Origin of the sequence: Halioxenophilus aromaticivorans (assembly GCF_042850945.1) — a bacterium.
Classification (GTDB): domain Bacteria; phylum Pseudomonadota; class Gammaproteobacteria; order Pseudomonadales; family Cellvibrionaceae; genus Halioxenophilus; species Halioxenophilus aromaticivorans.
In genome coordinates this window covers 1,200,351-1,219,651 of sequence record NZ_AP031496.1, presented here as the reverse complement: position 1 = coordinate 1,219,651, position 19,301 = coordinate 1,200,351, and the positions used below count along the sequence as shown (strand labels likewise).

Below are 19,301 nucleotides of genomic sequence, written 5' to 3'. Positions count from 1 at the left end.
CACTTGGCGGTTCTATGCTCGGTCAACCCTATTGGACTGCAAACCCATGATTCAACTTGCTCGCTCCGTTACCGATAAATTCCCCATGCTGGCCGCACCCACTAAATTGCTGAGCCTGCCCGCACGCGCCTTAATGGAAAAAATTCACCATGGGCCGGCGATTAACGATTATCTGGATTCCGGCAGCGCCATTGGCTGTATCGACTTTGTCGACCAGCTGTTTGAGCAGTTTAATTTTACCTACCAGATTGCTGCCCGCGACCGACAAAATATTCCTGATTATGGCCGCGCCATCATCATAGCCAACCAGCCTTACACACCGCTGCACGCGCTGGCGGTTTTTAGATTGGTTAGCGAAGTTCGCAACGATGTAAAGCTGGTACTGGCCGATGGCTTTGCCAATTGCGCCGCCCTGGCACCAGCGATTATTCACAACGCCGGCAACGTTGATCAACAACAAGACATCATCGCCGCACTAAACAACGAAGAAGCAGTGATTATTTTTCCGTCCACCAAATCGGTGCCCGGGCGTACCAATAAAGGCAAACACCAAGCATGGCGGCCAGAGTTTTTGCACTATTGCCGCAGCACCGGCACGCCGGTTTTGCCAATTTTTTTGCAGCCACAAAAACGCCTGCGGCGCTTGTCCCACACCTTACTGCTTAAGGCACAACGCAACACCCAGCGCACAGAAGCAAAGCTGTGCGTAGGAGAGCTCATTGCCGCCGATGCACTGCTAAACCCTGAGCTGAACGACAAGGCACTCACCGCCCGCCTGCGCAAACATTTGTTTAAATTAGCGCGCAAGCGCGGCTCCACCTTTGTTACTGTAAAAACCATTGCTCACCCAGAAAGCCGCGCGGAGTTGCAACGGGAGTTGGAGGGCGTGGAATTACTGGGCAGCACCCGCGACAACAACGCCATATACCTGGCCGACTTCAACAACCCCTCGCTGATGCGCGAAATAGGCCGCATGCGAGAAATCAGTTTTAGAAAAGTTGGCGAGGGCACCGGGTCAAAACGAGATTTGGATGAGTACGACCGTTACTATCATCATTTGATTCTGTGGAATCGCCAACGTTTGGAATTGGCTGGTGCCTATCGCATTGGGCACACCCACAGCATTATTAATACGCTGGGCGTTGAGGGTTTGTATACCCATTCGCTGTTTGAGTTTACCGAGGCACTCAGCCCCTATTTAACCCAAACCATTGAGCTAGGACGCAGTTTTGTGGCCCCCAACTATTGGGGCAAGAACAGTTTAGACTACCTGTGGCAGGGAATTGGCGCGTATATCAATCGCGACCCGGATATCCGCTACGTGCTGGGGCCGGTGACCATTAGCGCTGGGTTTTCGCGGGCACTCACCGAGGAGATGGTATTTTACTACCAGCGTTTTTATAACCATTCACAAACGCTGGCTGTTAGTCGCATGCCATTCACCATAAGCAGCCAAAGAAATACCCAATTGGAGCAAAAATACCTGGGCTGCGATCGCGAACAAGGTTTTAAATTGCTTCAGCAGAGCTTTACTGAGCAGGGTAAAAAAATCCCGGTACTGTTCAAACAGTACGCCGCCTTATATGAAGAAGGCGGCTTCAAATTGTTAGCATTTAACGTCGACCCCAATTTTTCGGACTGCATCGACGGCTTATTTATTGCGGATTTACATCAGCTTAAAGCCGCCAAACGCAAGCGCTACCTGGGCCAATAAACCGCCCTACTGGGCCGGCTCTAATTGCAGGTCGATATCCAAGGTTACCTCAAACGCAATGCTGTCATCGGTGGCCCAGGAGCCACTGCCGATATCGAACTCCCGTCGATCCAACATTGCCGAGCCTAGGAAAATCGCCTGGTCGCCCTGGGCCTCCCACTCAAAATACACCTCCACCGGCTTACTGATGCCCTTCAGGGTTAACTCACCCTGCGCAATAAAACCAGCACCATCCGGGCGAATGTCTTCGCTTACGTAGTGGGCGCTGGGGTAGTCGCTGGTAGCAAACCACTGGCTGCCGGTGATGGCGCTGTCCCACTCACTGTTAAGGGTGGTTAAGCTGGTGGTATCGATGGTGACATCCAGCACACCCTGCTCTGGGTGGTCTGGGTCGAAGTAGATCTTGGGCGTAAAGGTTTTGATGAGGCCGGTAAAGGCCTCACCGGAATAGCTGCTGCTGAATTGGAAATTTTCCTCCGTGGGCACTAACTGCCACAAGGGGCTATCTGAACTAGCGGCCGATGATGCCGCAGATTGGCTGGGCGCAGGCTTTATTGCCTGGGAATCTTGTTCGGCATTGGCCTTGGCGGTGTTGGCTTTATTAATGGTGTAGCCAATTAAGCCGGCCATAATCGCCACCAAAACCACCGCCCAGAGCGCGGTTTTCCCCGGTAACATGCGCGGTAATAGATTAATGCCCTGGGAAAATTTGTGGTGAAACAACATCAATATATGGCCAATAACCATAACAGCGATGATGTAAAACAGCACCACATGCACACTGGCGAATAGATCTTTGCTGTCTTCGCCAACGCCCGGAATGTGCGGCACCGAAATCAAATTAAACCAAGCAAAAGGATAGCCGGCAGCAGAATTTAATAGCCATCCGCTCAGCGGTACGGAGATCATTAAGGCGTATAAGCCCCAGTGGCCCAGGTGGGCCAGTTTTTCTTCTTTTGCGCTCAACCCCAGCGCCGGTGGCGGGCTGATAAAACGCCAGGCCAAGCGCACCAGGGCCAGCATCAACACGGTGATACCAACCGATTTATGCACCACAAATAACTGAATTTTTTCCGGTGAATAGGGCAGCTCCTCTGCCACCAGGCCAATCACTATGGCCCAAAAAATCAGCAGCGCAATCAGCCAATGCAGGGATCGCGCCACCAGCGAATAAGTGTGTGTGTTGCTCATGGTTGTCCTTCGGTCACGGTGGTAATTTACTACCTGCCTAGCAGGCTATTGCCTAGTTATGCACATTTCGCGCACAAAACCCAGGTAAAAAAAAGCCGCCCCAAGGGACGGCAGACGCTGCTTTTTGTCTATAAAAACTAGCTAGAGTTAAATCTTTTCGCCTTCAACTTCGATGGTGATTGGAATCTCTACACCCACAGCTGGAGCGTAGGCGTCAACACCGAAGTCGGTACGAGTGATTGTGGTAGTGGCGCTGAAACCGGCTTTTTCTTTGCCGAAGGCTTCGCCGGCTTTGTTGAAGGTTACGTCCAATACCGCAGGCTTGGTTTTACCTTTGATGGTTAAGTCGCCGGTGACTGCGAAGGTTTTATCGCCGGTTTTCTCAACGCTTTTGCTCTTAAAAGTAATGGTAGGGTAGCTGGCAGCATCAAAAAAATCTTTACCGGTAACATGCTCGTTCCACTTCTCGTGGTTGCTAAGGTCTAGGCTGTCTACCTGAATAGTGACATCCACGGAGGATTTGGCGAAATCTTTTTCGTCAAAATCAAAGCTGCCATCGAAGTCTATGAACTGACCAGTGGAGGTACTGAAACCCATGTGGCTCACTTTGAAGAAAATCTGGGTATGGGCAATATCGAATTTGTATTCGGCGGCTTGCGCAACACCGGCTGTGGTAGCCATAGCCGACGACAAAAATAATGCTGCAAGGGTCTTTTTAACACTGTTGTTCACGTTGTTGCTCCACTCAATTAATCTAAAATTCGGCATAAATTGTTATGTGGCTACGACTGTGAACTGTTGGTTAAGTTCCTACTGGGCCGTGCCTCCTAACTTGTGGTGTTAGAGTAAGGCAAGGCCCAGAGCTAAACTATTCAAATATTTCGACCATCCCCCTCAAAGCCAGCTATAGCTAGCTCGTCAGAGACATCTACTGTTCTACGAAAGCCCGTTCAATCACATACTGATTGCGAATACCGGCCCGGGATTCCTTAAAGCCCCAATCGTCCAAGATTGCACAGGTATCCTTCAACATGCCCGGGCTGCCACAAAGCATAAAGCGGTCATCTGCCAGGTTAGGCTCGGGCATTTCTAAGTCGGCAAATAACTGGCCGTTGGTCATTAGGTGGGTAAGGCGGCCGGTGCGGGTATAGGCCTCCCGGGTTACCGTGGGGTAGTACAGCAGCTTTTCCTTAACCAGCTCGCCGATATACTCATCCTGGGGCAGCTCTTGGGTGATAAAGTCCTGATACGCCAACTCAGATACCGTGCGCACACCGTGCACAAGGATGATTTTCTCAAATTTCTCGTAGTTGGCTGGGTCGCGGATGATGCTTAAAAACGGCGCCAAGCCAGTCCCGGTGGACAGAAGATACAGATTTTTACCATCCAACAGGTTCTCAGCCACCAGGGTACCCGTGGCCTTGGTGCTGATCAGCACCTCATCGCCGGGCTGAATGTGTTGCAATCGGCTGGTGAGCGGGCCATTGGGCACTTTAATGGAGAAGAACTCCAGCTCATCCTGGTAGTTGGCGCTGGCCACGCTGTAGGCGCGCATCAGCGGTTTGTTGTCTACTTTTAGGCCAACCATCAAAAAGTGGCCGTTTTCAAAGCGCAGACCCGGCTCGCGGGTGGTGCGGAAGCTAAACAGGTTGTCGTCCCAGTGATGTACGTGGGTAACGGTTTCAGTCCTTATATTGGCCATAGTAACCTCGGTTTGAATCGTATTATTCAATGGCGAGCAGTTTATCTTTTGATCAACCATCCGTATAATGAATTAATCTTATTTTATTAATCCATTTTTTTGATATGCACTACACCCTTCGCCAACTGCAAGTGTTTATGGCCATCGCCCGGCTGGAAAACGTGACCCGCGCCGCCGAGGCCCTGTCCATGTCGCAATCCGCCGCCAGCAGCGCGCTGAAAGAGCTGGAGTCCCAGTACGACATCAAATTGTTTGATCGCGCCGGAAAACGCATACGCCTCAATGAGCACGGCCGGCAGCTGCGGCCCCAGGTAGAGGCTTTGCTGGCCCAGGCCGATGCCCTGGAGCACACCCTGGCGGCACACAACACGCCGGGCACCTTGCAGGTGGGCGCCACCCTCACCATTGGCAACTATTTAGCCGTGGAGCTTATGGCCCAATATATGGCCGATGAGACCAATGCTCGGGTGGAGCTCACCGTGGCCAACACCCAGAGCATTGTCGACCAAGTGCTGCACTTTGATTTGGATGTAGGGTTGGTAGAAGGGGAGTTGAACCATCCGGATTTAAACGTTATCGAGTGGATGGACGACAACCTGAAGATTTTTACCCGGCCCGACGACACCAGCACCGCGGACCACGCGCTGAGCGACGAAGAACTGCAAGCCCTACCATGGATTGTGCGAGAGCCCGGCTCCGGCACGCGCCAAGGCTTTGACCGGGCCATGGCCGGACTGATCAACAAAACCAATATCCGATTACAATTGCAGCACACCGAGGCCATCAAGCGCGCGGTTCAGGCCGGGCTGGGCGTGGGCTGTTTGTCTGAGATCAGTATCAAAGAAGACATAGAACGGGGCTTGCTTAAACCGTTGCAGGCCCCGCATCGCAATTGGCAGCGCAAGTTTTATTTTGTGCTGCACAAGCAAAAATTTGAAAGCCCAGGCGTGGCCGCCTGGTTAGAGCTATGCCGGCAGTACGCTGCCCAGCCAGGTTGAAATATCCTGTATTTGCGGCATGGAAACGGAGTGGTCCATGGGATAGGTTTTGTAGTCGGTGCTGTAGCCGGCTTGTTTAAGATGCGCCACCGCCTGCTGGCCTAGCTGCTCCGGTACCACCGGGTCGTGGGTACCGTGGCACACCAGTATGGGGATACTTTTGTTGGCCTCGGCAATGTCAATGGAATCGGCGGTAGCAAAATAACTGGATAACACCATCAACCCGGCCAGGGGTTTGCTGAAACTCAGCGCCGCCTCGTACACCACCGCTCCGCCCTGGGAAAACCCAGCCAGTACAATGCGTTCACTGGGCACACCCCGGGCAATTTCTCGCTCCACTAAAGCTATGGTTTGCTCCGCAGACTGGCGCAGCTGTGCGCTGTCGACTTCACGCTCCAGGGACATGGATAAAATGTCGTACCAGGCCGGCATGGTTACGCCGTTATTAATGGTTACCGGCCGCTGGGGCGCATGGGGGAAAACAAACCGCACACCCTGCTGCTTGGCAAAGCCCAAATGCGGCACAATGGGTTCGAAATCGTGGCCACTGGCACCCAAGCCATGCAACCAAATGACGCTGGCGGTAATGTTCTCTCCGGTTTCCACTTCAATGGCCGGTAGGTAATTCTCTGCCATGGTTAATCCTTTCTATTAATCGATAAGTTCGTAACACGGAATGTATTCACTGCCCGGTAGTTTCATGCGTTTTTGATCCACAAAACTGCGTAGCAGTCTATCCAAGGGCTCCATAATCGCTGGCTCGCCTTTAATTTGGTAGGGGCCGTGCTTTTTAATGTGCCTTACCCACTTGGGTTTTACGTTACCCGCCACAATGCCGGAAAACGCCCGGCGCAAATTGGCCGCCAACTCGTGCTTGGGCAATTCCAAACTCAAATTTAATGCCGCCATATTTTCGTGGGTGGCGTCAAAGGGCTGCTGTAAAGCGTGTTCTATTTTAAGTGCCCAATTGAAGTAAAAGGCATCGTTTTGTTTTATGCGAAATTCTCGCACGGCCTCAATACCCGCAGCCATTTCTTTGGCGGCTTGTTGCGAGTTGCCAATAATGATTCGGTATTTTTGTTGCGCCTCAATGCCCAGGGTTTGGCCAATGAATTCGTGCAGGTGCACAAAATAGGCTTCCGAGGATGCCGGGCCGGTAAAAATTAATGGATAGGGAATGTCAGCGTTATCGGGGTGCAATAAAATCCCCAATAAATACAGAATCTCTTCCGCCGTGCCTACACCACCGGGGAAGACAATAATGCCGTGGCCCATGCGCACAAAAGCCTCCAGGCGCTTTTCGATATCCGGCAGTATCACCAACTCGTTAACGATGGGGTTAGGTGCCTCGGCGGCTATAATGCCCGGCTCGGTAATGCCAAGGTAACGGCCATCGTTTATGCGTTGTTTGGAGTGGGCAATGGTTGCCCCCTTCATGGGGCCTTTCATGGCACCAGGTCCACAGCCGGTACAGATATCCAGCTTGCGCAGACCTAGCTCGTGGCCGACGTCTTTACAGTAATCGTATTCTTCGTGATTAATGGAGTGGCCACCCCAGCACACCACCAACTTCGGCAACTCACCAGCCACTAGGGCACGGGCATTGCGCAACAAATGGAACACGTAATCTGTGATACCAGCGCTGGTGGACAAGTCTTCGCTGCTGGATTGGCGAATGCTTTGCCAATAAATTAAATCCCGTAACGCACTGAATATCATCTCTCGGCTGGAAGCGATCATTTCGCCATCCACAAATGCCTGAGCCGGTGCATTGGTTAAATTTAACCGCAGACCACGGTCTTGTTGAATCAAGTCGATCTCAAAATCGTTGTAGGCATCCAGCATGGCAGCTGCGTCATCGGTGGTTTTACCGGAGTGCAAAATAGCCAGTGCACATTGACGAAATAACGCGTGCAGGCTGTCTTCGCTTTTGCTGGTAACGCGCAGGTTTTCTACTTCTTTTTGCGACAAAATCTCCAAGCTGCGCTTGGGTGAAATGGACGTATCCACCTTGAATGTCATGTTATAACCTTCTCTTATAAAACTGCTTTATTTTTTATAAACGCTTTTATTGGTTTTAATTTTAGACCACTTAGCCTGCTTCGGCTTTTGCATTCAACGCGTAGCGCAACAGCGCCACCACAGACAGCGAATCGGTGATTTCACCGGATAACGCCATACCAATGGCCTCTTGCAGGGGTACTTTTTTGCTGGTGATATCCTCGCTGTCATCCAGCTCTATGCCGCCGGATTCGGTGATGCCCCGAGCCAGGTACAGAAATGCTTCTTCATCGGTGACCGAATTAGACAGGTGCATGCGCTGCAGTAATTGCCAGTCAGTGGCTTCCAAGCCCACTTCCTCTTTCAGCTCCCGCTTAGCGGTAGCCAGTGGGTCTTCACCCTCGGGAGAGCCACCCTCCGGAATCTCCCAGGTGAATTCTTGCAATGGATAGCGACTTTGCCGCACTAACCATGTGTTGCCGTCGTCGTCAATGGGTAGCACGCCAACGGCCTTGTTCTTAAAGTGCACCAAACCGTAGACGCCATCGGTGCCCGCCGGGGTCAGCACCTCGCTGTGGGTAACTTTGATCCAGGGGTTTTCGTATTCTGTGGTGCAGGATTTCTCCATCCAACCACCAATTTTTTGCTTGTGCTTCTGCGACATACCGTCCCTTTAAGCGCTAAACCAGAGCACCCTAGCCTAACACCCGGGCAACAATTCGGCGACTCGCTTTTGCACCGTAGGGATGATATCCGACTCAAACCAGGGGTTTTTCTTCAGCCAAAGCTGGTTGCGCGGCGATGGGTGAACCAACGGAATAAAAGCCGGCCCGTATTCCTGCCAGCGTTGCACCCGCTCGGTCAGGGTTTTCACCCTACCCGGAAGATAGTACTGTTGAGCATAACTGCCCACCAAGAGCGTAAGCTTTACCTTAGGTAGCTGCGCCAATACCGGGCCGTGCCACAGGGGAGCGCACTCCCGCCGAGGCGGCAGATCGCCGGATTTGCCTTTGCCAGGGTAACAGAAACCCATGGGCATAATGGCGACCTTGCTCTCGTCGTAAAACACCTCGTTACTGAGGTTTAACCAGCGCCGCAAGCGCTCGCCGGAGGCGTCGTCCCAGGGAATACCACTGGCGTGCACCTTGGTACCTGGAGCCTGGCCAATAATCAACAACCGAGCAGAGGCCCGCGCGCGGATCACCGGCCGGCACCCCTGGGGCAGGTACTCTTGGCAATGGGTACAATTGCGAATATTGGTCAACAATGCAGGCAGAGACTCGGTCATAGTGGCCATATTACCAAAATCAATGGGGTCAGATCACGGATCTGACCCCATTGATTTCTAACCCGTCAAACGGAAACAATAATCCAATGAAACTTATCATCGGCAGTAAAAACTACTCCTCTTGGTCACTGCGGCCTTGGCTTTTGCTTGCCCATCATCAAATACCTTTTGAAGAAGTTCGCCTCTCGCTGGGCTCGGCGGAATTTAAGCAGCAGTTAGCGACCTATTCACCGGTGGGACTAGTGCCTGTGCTACAAGATGATGATTTGGTGATTTGGGATTCTTTAGCGATTTGCGAGTATGTGTCTGAGCACTATTTAAATAACCAAGGTTGGCCCGCCAGCGCCATGGTTCGCGCTCAGGCACGATCGGCCAGCGCAGAAATGCACAGCGGCTTTGGCGCTATCCGCAGTCAATTACCCATGAACAGCCGAGCCACCGGCAGACGCGTACCAACCGATGGGCAGTTAGCCAAAGACATTGCCAGAATTGATCAATTATTTAACCGGTGCCGGCAAACGTTCTGTCACCAAGGGCCCTGGTTATTTGGTCAATTTTCTATAGCCGATTGTTTTTACGCGCCCATTGTTGTGCGGTTTCGTAGCTATGGCATTGTTTTATCCGGAGATGGCCAAATCTACGCCGATTGGCAACTGCAAAACCCGGCATTGCAACAATGGATTAGTGATGCCGAGCAAGAACCAGAAATTATCCCAGGCGATGAGGTAGGCCAAACATGAACCGCACAGAAGCCAAGCACTACTGCCAAACTAAACCCGAAGCCACTATGGAATATCCCTTTGGCCCGGAAGTTGCCGTTTATAAAATACGCGGCAAAGTCTTCGCGTTAATACCGGAGGCCAAACAAACGGCGGAGAAAAACAGCCCTGTAAAAGGCGCTTCGATGCCCAAGGATTTAAGCCACAGCATTAGTCTTAAATGCGACCCGGATCGCGCCCAGGCTCTACGCGATATTTACCCGGCCATAAGCGGTGGCTACCACCTTAATAAAAAGCACTGGAATACCATTCTATTCGATGGCTCTGTGCCCACCAGCGAAATTGAAAGCCAGATCGACCATTCCTACAGTTTGGTTTTTTACGGTTTAAAAGTGGCCGACCGCAAAGCAATCATGCTGCGGTACGATGCCCAAGTACTGCGGTTGGACTCGCGCTAAAACCTTTAACACGAGCCCTCCCTGTGAGGTCTAAAACTTATAGCTGAACATCAACGAGCCGGTCCGCCCTTCCGAGGGTTTTACCACCACAGAATCAAACAGATCTGCCGAGGTGTAGTATTCCTCGTCGAATAAATTGTTGATGCTTAGCAATAGCTCGTATTGGCTCGCCACCAAACCAACGCTGGCGGTCCAAACGGTGTAGCTGGGCAACAAGACGGTTTCTAGGGCATCGGTATAGGTTTCATCGGCCCAGCTAAAGCCCACGCTGGAAGTAAACTTACCCAGCCCGGTGGGGTAGGTAAAATTACCGTACAGGCTCAACATGTTATCCGGTAGACCACCGCGATCTAGCTCAACGTTTGAGCCAACAAAGGTAGAGCGCACCCCGGCTATTCTGCCACCATAGACTTGCCATGCCTCTAACCCATTCTGCTGCGCGAATTCAGCGCCATTGATGACGGCCAAAGCGCCATCGCTGACTTCTGTGGTTTCGATATGAGTGGCGGTGGCGGTGAAGGAAAAATATTCGCTTAACAATGCCCGCGCCTCGAATTCCCAGCCTTCGCTGTAAACGGCAATCAACGCTCCGGTTTGGCCATCGCGGTAGGTTTTTTCTTGATCGTAGGCGGCCACCGCTGCGTAAATCCGCTCATCGTCACTGGCGAATTTAATACCGGCTTCGGCGAGCTCGGAATCTTGTAGAAACTCTCCGTTCTCTACGGTTGAGGCGATGATCCCTCCCAGCTGATTGGTACTCAATGAGCTCGACTCCGCCAGCGTAAGGTAGGGTACAAAGCCGCTGTCGAATTGATAGGACACACTCAGATTCCAACTCAGTCCGTCCTCTGTGCCCGATACCGTATCCGGTTGGTTATCACCGTTGGCATCGGCGAATAATATCCCCAATAAACTGCGCGCTTCTTCCGCGGCTTCGACGTCGTAATAATCGTAGCGCGCGCCCAGCAATAGGTTTAACTGATTGTATTGGATATCCGCCAGATAAAAGGCACCGGCGTTAAACAACGTTGAGACCTGCTCTTCATTAAAATTGCGTCGCACCGTGCCATCGATCCCCACCGGGTTGCCATTGGCATCGTAGACGATACTGCCGTTGGCGTAGGGGTTACTCACCGCCCAATCGATGCGATCATTGGCGGTTGGCCCCACGGAGATATCTCTAAAATCAAAGGTTTCGTCGTAAAAAGCGTGGTTTAAGTCCAAGTCCTCATGGCGCAGGGAAACACCGGTAATATGATCGACGGCGACGGTTTCAAAGTCAGTGGTAAAAGACAGCGTGGAACGAGCTTCTATAACTTCGGCGCCGGGGTAGTCTGCAGTAAAACCCCAGCTTTGATACTTGGTGTGGTCCATATAATCGTAGAACAGTTGGTTTTTCCACTGGGTGCCACTGTTGAATGATTTGGTTAAATCCACGTAGGCCGTAATCGCTGTGGTATCGGCGAAATCCAATGGGTCGATAAAAATCGTACTGTGGTCGATCTGCGCCGTGCCCGGGTTAGTCAGTGCATAGCTGTCTTCAATATTGGTACCCACGCCTGGGCAAAATAAATCAAAACCGTTGTAGCTGTAGTTGCTGTTGGAGGTGCCCCCGTCCACCGTGGCGGGGCTACAAAACGTACCTACGCCAGAAAAGGACGAGTTGATAAAATTCGGCGCCGCGCCGGTGACAAAGCCAGATTCTTGGGGCAAGAGCCGATCAGAGCCTAAGCCAGAATCAGAATTTCTTACCGGCGCGCCGCCGGTGACATAGGTGCCACTATCGATTAGCTCCTGGGTGACGCGATTCCAACCCGACACCTGAATGGCATTGGATTTTTGCCATTGCAGGCCCGCTTCCAGCAACAAGGTATCGCTTAGGTCGAAATCAAAGGTGACCTGGGCCAGATAATCTTCGTGATCAAAGCCATCGTAAAATGAGCCAGAATTTTCGTATTCGGCAAAAGCGTAGATGCCCCCTGCGCGGCCGGCGATTTCAACGGGCAGCCCACCTTCAGCGGCAATAATTTTCTGGTCGTAGGAGCCTAGGGTGGCATCAATTTGGCCGGTGGCCTCGGCAATGTATTTGGTGGTATCGGTTTTGGCCGACTTAGGAATGTAGTTGAGCTGCCCGCCCACGCTACCAGTACCGTACAGTGGCGTGACTGGGCCTCGCATAATCTCTAGGTTTTGTGCGCCGCGAATGTTGGTTTTTACGGCACCAGGATTGGCAATTCTGCGAAAGCCACGATAAAAGTTATCCGCTGATTCACCACGAATATCCATGGCACCGGCAATACCAAAAAACGAACTGGTAAATGCCCCGGGGGTTAACCGCACCAGGTCATCCACACTGCGCAAGCTGTAGGCCTCTATTAAATCGGCGCTGACTTCAGATATGGAACGTGGGGTTTCTACCAAGGCTTTGTCGAATCCGAACGAGCTGGTACCGTCGCCGGAAGGCATAATGGAATTTTCATCCCGGACTACAGTGACCTCGACGGTTTCCATCTCCTGCCCTACAGCAGAAACCGGGCCTATAGCCACTGTACCAATGGTGGCAGAAGCAAATAACTGTGGCAGGTATTTAAAATTATGCACGCGTGTCTCCTGGGTGGTGGTTAATCTCCAAAAAGTGATCAATAAATCAACCAATCAATCGATTAACCGACAGCAACCGCTATGCCAGCCTTTTTTCACCCCTTAAGCGTGTGCTGAATTTTGGGTTTTTAGAACGGGTGAGAGTAAATTAGAGGAGAATAACTGCCCGTTTTTCCGATACGGACAGCTTTTTAATCGCAGCCACGTTTAATTGACCGGACTACCGAAACCCGGTTTAAACTGGCGCCTCTAGGGTAAAAAATAGAAGCGCCATTTGGCTTTAAAGCCGTGCAAATATTAAAAACCTGACCAAATCCGCACTGGCAGTGAACAACCATTCAGGAGACCAACCAAACAGGTTACCAACCCAATAAGCTATTAACCCCCCACTAGCCAAAAACAGCCACTAGCCAAACCAGCCACTAACCAAAAAAGACACCGGACAAAAACAAAGTTAAGCCGTAACCGCTGGTGTAGGCGATTAGCAAGGCTGGCAGATAGCGTAGATAGCGACCGAAACTTAAGCCCTCCACCTTGCTCATCACAATAATGCCCGCCGCCGAACCAATAATGAGCAGTGACCCGCCCACGCCCACCGCGTACGTCAAGCCCAGCCAATTCTGGTCACTTAAGGTTGGATTGGCTTTTAGCAACGCTGCCGTAAGCGGTACGTTATCCAACAAAGCGGAAATAACACCGGCTATATAATTGGCGTATTCCGGCGCGATGGCCATATACCATTGGGCCAATTGCTGCAGCACATGGATTTCCTGCAACATGCCTACAATCAACAGAATGCCTAAAAAGAACAGTAAGGTGTCGTACTCGATTTGACGGATGTACTCCAAAATTTTGGTTTGTTCGGTATCGGTGCTAGAGACACGCCCCACCAAAAACATCAGCGACAGGCCCGTCAAAAATGTCAGCACCGGTGGTACTTTAAACAATATATTAAAGAGCATGGTGCACAGGATAGTGGCGAAAAATATCACCGTAATGGTGATATCCACCCGGGTAAAATTAAATTCCACCGGGGTGGTACTGACTCGGCCACTGGTGCCGATGGCAAATAGCAGAGCTAGAATCGCAACCGCCAACATAGACGGAATCAACAGCGTTACCAACTCCACCATGGATACGTGGCCGGCTAGAAAGATCATTAACGTGGTTACGTCGCCGGTAATTAACGCCACGCCACCGGAGTTAACCGCAAACACCACTAGCGCCGCCATTTTAAATTTAATATCGCGTGGCACGTTAAAGGCATTAATTAACCCGAGGCTAACCAGGGTTGCGGTTACGTTGTCACAAATGGCCGACAAAACCAGGGAGAACAGCGCCACCAAAAATAAAAGTCGCCGTACGGACAACTCCTGGGGGAAAATGGTCTGCACCACCGATTGAATCATCCCCTTGGCATTAAGATAGGCCACAAAGGTCATGGTAGACATTAAAAATAACCACAGGCTGGCAATTTCTAATAGGTTTTCATTTAAGGCGTGACCAACGTCCACTTGGTGCTCGGCGGAGCCTGCGGTAAAAAAAAGAATAAGCCAAGAAAAGCAGCCGATAAAAAGTGTGCTTTTGGCTTTGTTAACGTGAATGACTTCTTCAAACACGATGGATAGCAAGGCGAGAATCGCCAAGCCAATTAGCAGTAGGTGTACAACACTCATAAAAATCCCAACTTTTAGTCCTTGTTAGAAGCACCTCAGTTAATCGCTTTCAATTAATTGAAATGCCCCGTAGGCCGTTGGGCGCTGGGGTGTTTGCTGGTGGGCGGGCCGCGTTTGCGTTGCGGATTGCCGGCTGTTGTGGGCCACTCTACGTTGGCTGGTTGTTTTTCATCACTACAGAAAAAACCCATAAGAATGCGCCCTTAGGCGGCGGCAAGATTACACCTGCCGCACTAATGGGTAAATAGGAGAATAGTCGCAGCGGTTCCTACTTCGGTACGGGCCCGCGTTAGCGTTTGGCAAGTAGATGGATTAGCCGCGGCGTTTTTGATGGCGCTCCAGGTCATCCTGACGTTTGCGTTCGGACTTTTTCAGCATCACATAGGTAGCACCGGTGCCTCCGTGTTGCTTTTGCGCACTGTGGAAGGCTTGCACCTCGGGTATTTGGGGCAACCAATGGGCGATGCAGCTTTTTATCACCGGCGGCTGATCCCTGCCCTCGCCTTTGCCGTGGGAAACAATGGCACAGCGAATATCGTGTTGCAGGCAATCTTGAATAAATTGATACAACGCCGAACGCGCCATATCCACGGTGTGGCGATGCAGATCTAGGCGGGCTTCAATGTTGTACTTGCCTAAGCGTAGACTGCGGTATACCCCGTTTTGTATGCCAGGGCGCTTGTATTCGAGCACATCAAAGGGCGACAGCATTTCAATATGCTCTTCGCTGCCGGTGAGGCCGTTTTGGTCCACCACCTCTTGTTCGGTGGCAGCCAAACGCCGGGCCGCATGGTTAAGGGTATCGGCGGTTTTAGACAGCGCTACACGATTGGCCTTCTTGTTGATTGGGCGCACATCGGACATGGCGCTGCGGAAGAAGTCTTGGTCATCATTAGGGCGCGACATAGGTTCCTCCTGGGTAGAGCGCAAAGCTCGATTGTATGTCACTGGGTTGGGTTTGCAAGTGATCGGCGCCGGGCGGCTGGCAGCCAGCTTGGCTCTGCCACGCACACCGAAACCGGAACCAAACCCCCTTTGTTACGTTCCAATAGGGCATTAGAGAGCACAATTGTTGAAAGGGAATAACCCATGAATCTGAGCAAACTGTTAAGCACAGTGTTGAACTCATCGGTAGTAAACCAGGGCAAACAGCAGGCCGCGGGCCTGGGGGCCTCTTTAGGCGGTAATGATGCACTGAAGAACCTAGGCCTGGGTGCCGCCGGCGGCAGCTTACTGACCATGCTACTCAAAAGCGGTAAGGGATCTAAACTGCTTAAAATCGGTGGAGCTGCCGCCGTGGGCGCTTTGGCCTACAAGGTATACAACGATTACCAAGCGGAAAAATCCAACCAAAGCGACCCCCAGTCGTTTAATGAGAACGACGAAGAACACCCCTTGGTGATTCTCAAAGCCATGATCGCTGCGGCTAAGGCCGATGGTCATATAGATGAGGCAGAGCGGGCACGTATTAACGAAGCTTTTGCCTCATCCAACCTCAGCATTAATGAGCGCGGCTTTTTGGAGAAAGAAATTAACAAACCCCTGGACCCAACCGAAATCGCCGCATTGGCCAAGGACCCAGCCATGGCATCAGAGATTTACTTAGCGTCGCGCCTGGTGATTGACGAGCAAAGCCCCATGGAGGCTATGTATCTAAAAGAGTTGTCTCGATTGTTAAAATTAGATGCCGAGGTCGAAAAGCGCCTGATAGAAAGCACTCAGCAATAGGTAGTAATCCACCCTCCCCCGCCCACCCTGGGCGGGCAGCCCAGATCGAACTTCCTATCTCTGTACACCAAACACCCAGGCACAAAAAAGGGCCCGAAGGCCCTTTTCCGCGCTCTTACCAACACTTACTTGTTGGCACGTTCTTCGATCAAGGTGTCTACCACGCTTGGATCTGCCAGGGTGGAGGTATCGCCCAGAGTATCCAGCTCGTTAGCGGCAATCTTGCGCAGAATACGACGCATGATTTTGCCAGAACGGGTTTTTGGCAGGCCCGGAGACCATTGGATAATCTCTGGTCGCGCAATAGCGCCGATTTCTTGCACTACAAGCTTCAGCAGCTCTTTTTTCAACTCGTCCGTTGGCTCTTGGCCGTCCATCAAGGTGACGTAGGCGTAAACGCTCTGGCCCTTGATCTCATGGGGGTAACCCACAACCGCGGCTTCGGCGACTTTATCGTGCAGCACCAGGGCGCTTTCGATTTCAGCCGTGCCTAGGCGGTGGCCAGATACGTTTAGTACGTCGTCCACGCGGCCAGTTATCCAGTAGTAACCGTCTTCGTCACGACGGGCGCCGTCACCGGTGAAGTAGTAACCTGGGTAGGTGGAGAAATAGGTGTCTATCAAGCGCTTGTGATCACCGTATACGGTACGGATCTGGCTGGGCCAGCTGGCTTTAATGGCCAGGCTGCCTTCGCCTGGGCCTTCCATTTCTTTGCCGTCAGCATCCAACAGTACAGGTTGTACACCGAAGAATGGCTTGGTGGCAGAGCCGGGCTTAAGCGCGGTGGCACCGGGCAGTGGCGTCAGCATGTGGGCGCCGGTTTCAGTTTGCCACCAGGTATCAACAATGGGGCAGCGCTCGTCACCAACCACGCGGTAGTACCATTCCCAGGCCTCTGGGTTGATGGGCTCACCCACGGTACCCAGTACGCGTAAGCTCTTGCGAGAGCACTTGGTAACGGGCTCATCACCGGCGGCCATTAGGGCGCGGATGGCGGTGGGCGCAGTGTAGAAAATAGCGACGTCGTACTTGTCTACCACTTCCCAGCAACGGCTTACGTCTGGGTAGGTAGGTACGCCTTCGAACATCAACGAAGTGGCACCATTGGCCAGCGGGCCATAGACGATGTAAGAGTGGCCGGTTACCCAACCCACATCGGCGGTACACCAGTAAACTTCGCCGTCTTTGTAATCGAACACGGTTTTATGGGTGAATGCTGCCTGTAACAGGTAGCCTGCGGTGGTGTGCAGAACACCCTTTGGCTTGCCAGTGGAGCCGGAGGTATAGAGGATGAACAACGGATCTTCCGCGCCCATTTCTTCTGGCTCGCAATCTACGGATTGGCCAGCAACGGCTTCGCGGTAATCGATATCGCGTCCTTCAACCCAGGTGTCACACACTTTATCGGTGTGAGCAACGACAACACAGGTGTGCACGTTGGGGCAGTCTTTCAGGGCTTCGTCAACGCTGGCTTTCAGCGGGATACGCTTACCGCCGCGCAGGCCTTCGTTGGAGGTCAAAACAACTTTACAGTCGCTGTCGTTGATACGGTCTTTCAGGGCATCTGGTGAGAAACCGGCGAATACAATGGAGTGCACCGCACCGATGCGGGTACAGGCCAGCATGGCGTAGGCGGCTTCTAGAATCATGGGCAGGTAGATACACACCCGGTCGCCTTTCTTAACGCCACGCTCGCGCAGCAGGTTGGCCAGTTTGTTGACCTCTTCTGACAACTGCTTGTAGGTGATTTTGGCATCGGTACCAGGCTCGTCGCCTTCCCAAATCAATGCCACTTGGTCACCGCGTGTCTCTAGGTGGCGGTCGATACAGTTAACGCTCACATTGAGGGTGGCGCCATCAAACCACTTGGCAGTACCGGCGTGGAAGTCGTATTCACATACGCTGTTCCAGGGCTTTGTAAAGGTGAGGTATTTTTCCGCCTGTTCAGACCAAAAACCATCTGGATCTTCAACCGAGCGTTTGTAATCAGCTTCGTACGCAGCTTCATTGTAAAGCGCTTGTGCCGCGAAATCTGCAGGGACGGGACGGGTACTGGAATCTGCCATTTGTTATAGCCTCCACTGTTTTAATTATTCACTGCTGTGTTGGCGGCGCATGGTTAACCACCAACAGTCACAGGCTATTCGAATTTGTAGTCCTGAAACCTTACGTGATTGTCTGTGGCGGTGAAATTAGACAATCGTGGTAGGCCAATTCACCCTAAAGTCTCACTGGTTATTATTTAACCCCAGGGTTATTCGGCGCTATTCGGCTCGCCCAAATGTAAAGATACGTTATCGATCAGGCGGGCTGCATTGGTAAACATGGCACCCAACAGAGTGATTTCTTCATCGTCGTTGGCGGCGGGCTCAAGGGTTTTGCTGTTACATATGGAGAAATAATCCACCTTAAATCCGGCGGCTTGAATGGCCTCTTTGGCGGCGATTTCCAAGGCGTGGAAGTCTTTTTCACCCTTGATGATTGCCTCGCGCGCGGTGTTTAGCGCCCGGTTGAGCACACTGACTTTGGGCCGTTCCTGTGGCGTTATGTAGCCGTTGCGCGAACTCATGGCCAAGCCATCGCTCTCGCGGTAGATTTCACCCGCTACGATCTCCACCGGCATACAGAGATCTTCCACCATTCGGCGAATCACTGCCAGTTGTTGGAAGTCTTTGATGCCAAAAACTGCTACATCCGGCTGCACGATGTTAAACAGCTTGCAAACCACGGTGGTAACACCCTCAAAATGCCCCGGCCGGGAAGCACCACACAGCACATCGGTCATGGTGGGCACCACCACCCGAGTTTGCTCGGCCATGCCGTTGGGATAAATTTCGGTCTCATCGGGATAAAACAGGTAGTCACAGTTAACGCCACGTAGACGTTGGGTATCGGCGTCAAAGGTGCGCGGGTACTTATCCCAGTCCTCGTTCAGGCCAAACTGCAGTGGGTTAACAAAGATACTGACAGCCACCACATCGCAGTGTTGCTGCGCAATCTTCACCAATTCCAGATGGGCGTCGTGCAAATTGCCCATGGTGGGCACAAAGCCAATGGTTTTACCTGCCTTTCGCTCCGCCGCCAGGGTCTCGCGGATGGACTGCACGTGGTGAAATATCTGCATGGTTCTGCCTCTCGCTATCACTGCTTCACTTGTTATCGTTGCGCAAATCATACACACGGGGGGGGATTAATTCACCATTGTCGAATTGGCTGAATTTTTTG

17 protein-coding genes are annotated in these 19,301 nt (G+C 52.1%); 5 read left to right on the top strand and 12 right to left on the bottom strand.

Going from position 1 to position 19,301, the window contains the following annotated elements:
- Window positions 1-46: 46 nt before the first annotated feature.
- Complete coding sequence (locus ACGHM3_RS05365) at window positions 47-1,714, top strand: lysophospholipid acyltransferase family protein (RefSeq protein ID WP_345421626.1); 1,668 nt, start codon at window positions 47-49, stop codon at window positions 1,712-1,714.
- A gap of 6 nt (window positions 1,715-1,720) precedes the next feature.
- Here ACGHM3_RS05365 and ACGHM3_RS05360 read toward each other — a convergent pair whose 3' ends face one another.
- The 3 genes from ACGHM3_RS05360 to ACGHM3_RS05350 form a co-directional block, all read right to left on the bottom strand.
- A complete protein-coding gene (locus ACGHM3_RS05360; RefSeq protein ID WP_345421629.1) occupies window positions 1,721-2,905 on the bottom strand; it encodes a cytochrome b/b6 domain-containing protein in 1,185 nt (394 codons plus the stop codon).
- 147 nt (window positions 2,906-3,052) lie between these two features.
- A complete protein-coding gene (locus ACGHM3_RS05355; RefSeq protein WP_345421631.1) occupies window positions 3,053-3,637 on the bottom strand; it encodes a YceI family protein in 585 nt (194 codons plus the stop codon).
- Window positions 3,638-3,833: 196 nt separating this feature from the next.
- The gene (locus ACGHM3_RS05350; RefSeq protein ID WP_345421634.1) at window positions 3,834-4,607 is read right to left on the bottom strand and encodes a ferredoxin--NADP reductase; all 774 of its coding nucleotides are present in this window, start codon (window positions 4,605-4,607) and stop codon (window positions 3,834-3,836) included.
- Between the two features lie 104 nt (window positions 4,608-4,711).
- Here ACGHM3_RS05350 and ACGHM3_RS05345 point away from each other — a divergent pair, with 104 nt between their 5' ends.
- Window positions 4,712-5,605, top strand: coding sequence for a LysR substrate-binding domain-containing protein (locus ACGHM3_RS05345; protein WP_345421637.1), 894 nt, complete (start codon window positions 4,712-4,714; stop codon window positions 5,603-5,605).
- On the opposite strand, the gene ACGHM3_RS05340 is transcribed toward ACGHM3_RS05345, so the two are convergent.
- From ACGHM3_RS05340 to ACGHM3_RS05325, 4 genes are all read right to left on the bottom strand, one after another.
- Window positions 5,573-6,241 carry an alpha/beta fold hydrolase gene (locus tag ACGHM3_RS05340; protein WP_345421640.1) on the bottom strand — a complete coding sequence of 223 codons (669 nt, stop codon included), beginning with the start codon at window positions 6,239-6,241 and terminating at the stop codon, window positions 5,573-5,575. The two genes, ACGHM3_RS05345 and ACGHM3_RS05340, sit on opposite strands and share 33 nt — an antisense overlap.
- Window positions 6,242-6,256: 15 nt before the next feature.
- On the bottom strand, window positions 6,257-7,615 hold the full coding sequence (ppnN, locus tag ACGHM3_RS05335) for a nucleotide 5'-monophosphate nucleosidase PpnN (RefSeq protein ID WP_345421716.1): 1,359 nt from the start codon (window positions 7,613-7,615) through the stop codon (window positions 6,257-6,259).
- Window positions 7,616-7,697: 82 nt separating this feature from the next.
- Window positions 7,698-8,270 carry an NUDIX hydrolase gene (locus ACGHM3_RS05330; RefSeq protein ID WP_345421643.1) on the bottom strand — a complete coding sequence of 191 codons (573 nt, stop codon included), beginning with the start codon at window positions 8,268-8,270 and terminating at the stop codon, window positions 7,698-7,700.
- 36 nt (window positions 8,271-8,306) lie between these two features.
- Window positions 8,307-8,894, bottom strand: a complete 588-nt coding sequence (locus ACGHM3_RS05325; RefSeq protein ID WP_345421646.1) for a uracil-DNA glycosylase family protein — start codon at window positions 8,892-8,894, stop codon at window positions 8,307-8,309.
- A gap of 86 nt (window positions 8,895-8,980) precedes the next feature.
- On the opposite strand from ACGHM3_RS05325, the gene ACGHM3_RS05320 reads away from it, so the two are divergent.
- Together ACGHM3_RS05320 and ACGHM3_RS05315 are read left to right on the top strand one after the other, a co-directional pair.
- Window positions 8,981-9,634: a glutathione S-transferase family protein gene (locus ACGHM3_RS05320; protein WP_345421649.1), complete on the top strand. Its 654-nt coding sequence runs from the start codon at window positions 8,981-8,983 to the stop codon at window positions 9,632-9,634.
- On the top strand, window positions 9,631-10,071 hold the full coding sequence (locus tag ACGHM3_RS05315) for an MmcQ/YjbR family DNA-binding protein (RefSeq protein ID WP_345421652.1): 441 nt from the start codon (window positions 9,631-9,633) through the stop codon (window positions 10,069-10,071). The genes ACGHM3_RS05320 and ACGHM3_RS05315 overlap by 4 nt, the downstream gene beginning before the upstream one ends.
- 30 nt (window positions 10,072-10,101) lie before the next feature.
- Here ACGHM3_RS05315 and ACGHM3_RS05310 read toward each other — a convergent pair whose 3' ends face one another.
- From ACGHM3_RS05310 to smrA, 3 genes are all read right to left on the bottom strand, one after another.
- On the bottom strand, window positions 10,102-12,672 hold the full coding sequence (locus ACGHM3_RS05310) for a TonB-dependent receptor plug domain-containing protein (protein ID WP_345421655.1): 2,571 nt from the start codon (window positions 12,670-12,672) through the stop codon (window positions 10,102-10,104).
- A 422-nt stretch (window positions 12,673-13,094) separates the two neighbouring features.
- Entirely contained in the window at window positions 13,095-14,348 is a 1,254-nt protein-coding gene (gene nhaD / locus ACGHM3_RS05305; RefSeq protein WP_345421658.1) for a sodium:proton antiporter NhaD, read from the bottom strand.
- Between the two features lie 312 nt (window positions 14,349-14,660).
- A complete protein-coding gene (gene smrA, locus ACGHM3_RS05300; protein ID WP_345421661.1) occupies window positions 14,661-15,254 on the bottom strand; it encodes a DNA endonuclease SmrA in 594 nt (197 codons plus the stop codon).
- A 183-nt stretch (window positions 15,255-15,437) separates the two neighbouring features.
- On the opposite strand from smrA, the gene ACGHM3_RS05295 reads away from it, so the two are divergent.
- On the top strand, window positions 15,438-16,076 hold the full coding sequence (locus tag ACGHM3_RS05295) for a tellurite resistance TerB family protein (protein WP_345421664.1): 639 nt from the start codon (window positions 15,438-15,440) through the stop codon (window positions 16,074-16,076).
- A gap of 125 nt (window positions 16,077-16,201) precedes the next feature.
- Here the strand turns inward: ACGHM3_RS05295 and acs are convergent, their stop codons facing one another.
- Both acs and panC read right to left on the bottom strand, forming a co-directional pair.
- Window positions 16,202-18,142 (bottom strand): acetate--CoA ligase, encoded by a 1,941-nt coding sequence (gene acs, locus ACGHM3_RS05290; RefSeq protein ID WP_345421667.1) that lies wholly within the window; start codon window positions 18,140-18,142, stop codon window positions 16,202-16,204.
- A 188-nt stretch (window positions 18,143-18,330) separates the two neighbouring features.
- Window positions 18,331-19,200 (bottom strand): pantoate--beta-alanine ligase, encoded by an 870-nt coding sequence (gene panC / locus ACGHM3_RS05285; protein WP_345421669.1) that lies wholly within the window; start codon window positions 19,198-19,200, stop codon window positions 18,331-18,333.
- Window positions 19,201-19,301: the final 101 nt, after the last annotated feature.

Bases quoted from the DNA above. Each gene is read 5' to 3' on its own strand.
- ACGHM3_RS05360 (WP_345421629.1), bottom strand. From the start codon at position 2,905: ATGAGCAACACACACACTTATTCGCTGGTGGCGCGATCCCTGCATTGG.
- ACGHM3_RS05295 (WP_345421664.1), top strand. From the start codon at position 15,438: ATGAATCTGAGCAAACTGTTAAGCACAGTGTTGAACTCATCGGTAGTA.
- ACGHM3_RS05330 (WP_345421643.1), bottom strand. From the start codon at position 8,270: ATGTCGCAGAAGCACAAGCAAAAAATTGGTGGTTGGATGGAGAAATCC.
- acs (WP_345421667.1), bottom strand. From the start codon at position 18,142: ATGGCAGATTCCAGTACCCGTCCCGTCCCTGCAGATTTCGCGGCACAA.
- ACGHM3_RS05320 (WP_345421649.1), top strand. From the start codon at position 8,981: ATGAAACTTATCATCGGCAGTAAAAACTACTCCTCTTGGTCACTGCGG.
- ACGHM3_RS05325 (WP_345421646.1), bottom strand. From the start codon at position 8,894: ATGACCGAGTCTCTGCCTGCATTGTTGACCAATATTCGCAATTGTACC.
- ACGHM3_RS05350 (WP_345421634.1), bottom strand. From the start codon at position 4,607: ATGGCCAATATAAGGACTGAAACCGTTACCCACGTACATCACTGGGAC.
- ACGHM3_RS05315 (WP_345421652.1), top strand. From the start codon at position 9,631: ATGAACCGCACAGAAGCCAAGCACTACTGCCAAACTAAACCCGAAGCC.
- panC (WP_345421669.1), bottom strand. From the start codon at position 19,200: ATGCAGATATTTCACCACGTGCAGTCCATCCGCGAGACCCTGGCGGCG.
- smrA (WP_345421661.1), bottom strand. From the start codon at position 15,254: ATGTCGCGCCCTAATGATGACCAAGACTTCTTCCGCAGCGCCATGTCC.
- ACGHM3_RS05340 (WP_345421640.1), bottom strand. From the start codon at position 6,241: ATGGCAGAGAATTACCTACCGGCCATTGAAGTGGAAACCGGAGAGAAC.
- ACGHM3_RS05345 (WP_345421637.1), top strand. From the start codon at position 4,712: ATGCACTACACCCTTCGCCAACTGCAAGTGTTTATGGCCATCGCCCGG.
- ACGHM3_RS05365 (WP_345421626.1), top strand. From the start codon at position 47: ATGATTCAACTTGCTCGCTCCGTTACCGATAAATTCCCCATGCTGGCC.
- nhaD (WP_345421658.1), bottom strand. From the start codon at position 14,348: ATGAGTGTTGTACACCTACTGCTAATTGGCTTGGCGATTCTCGCCTTG.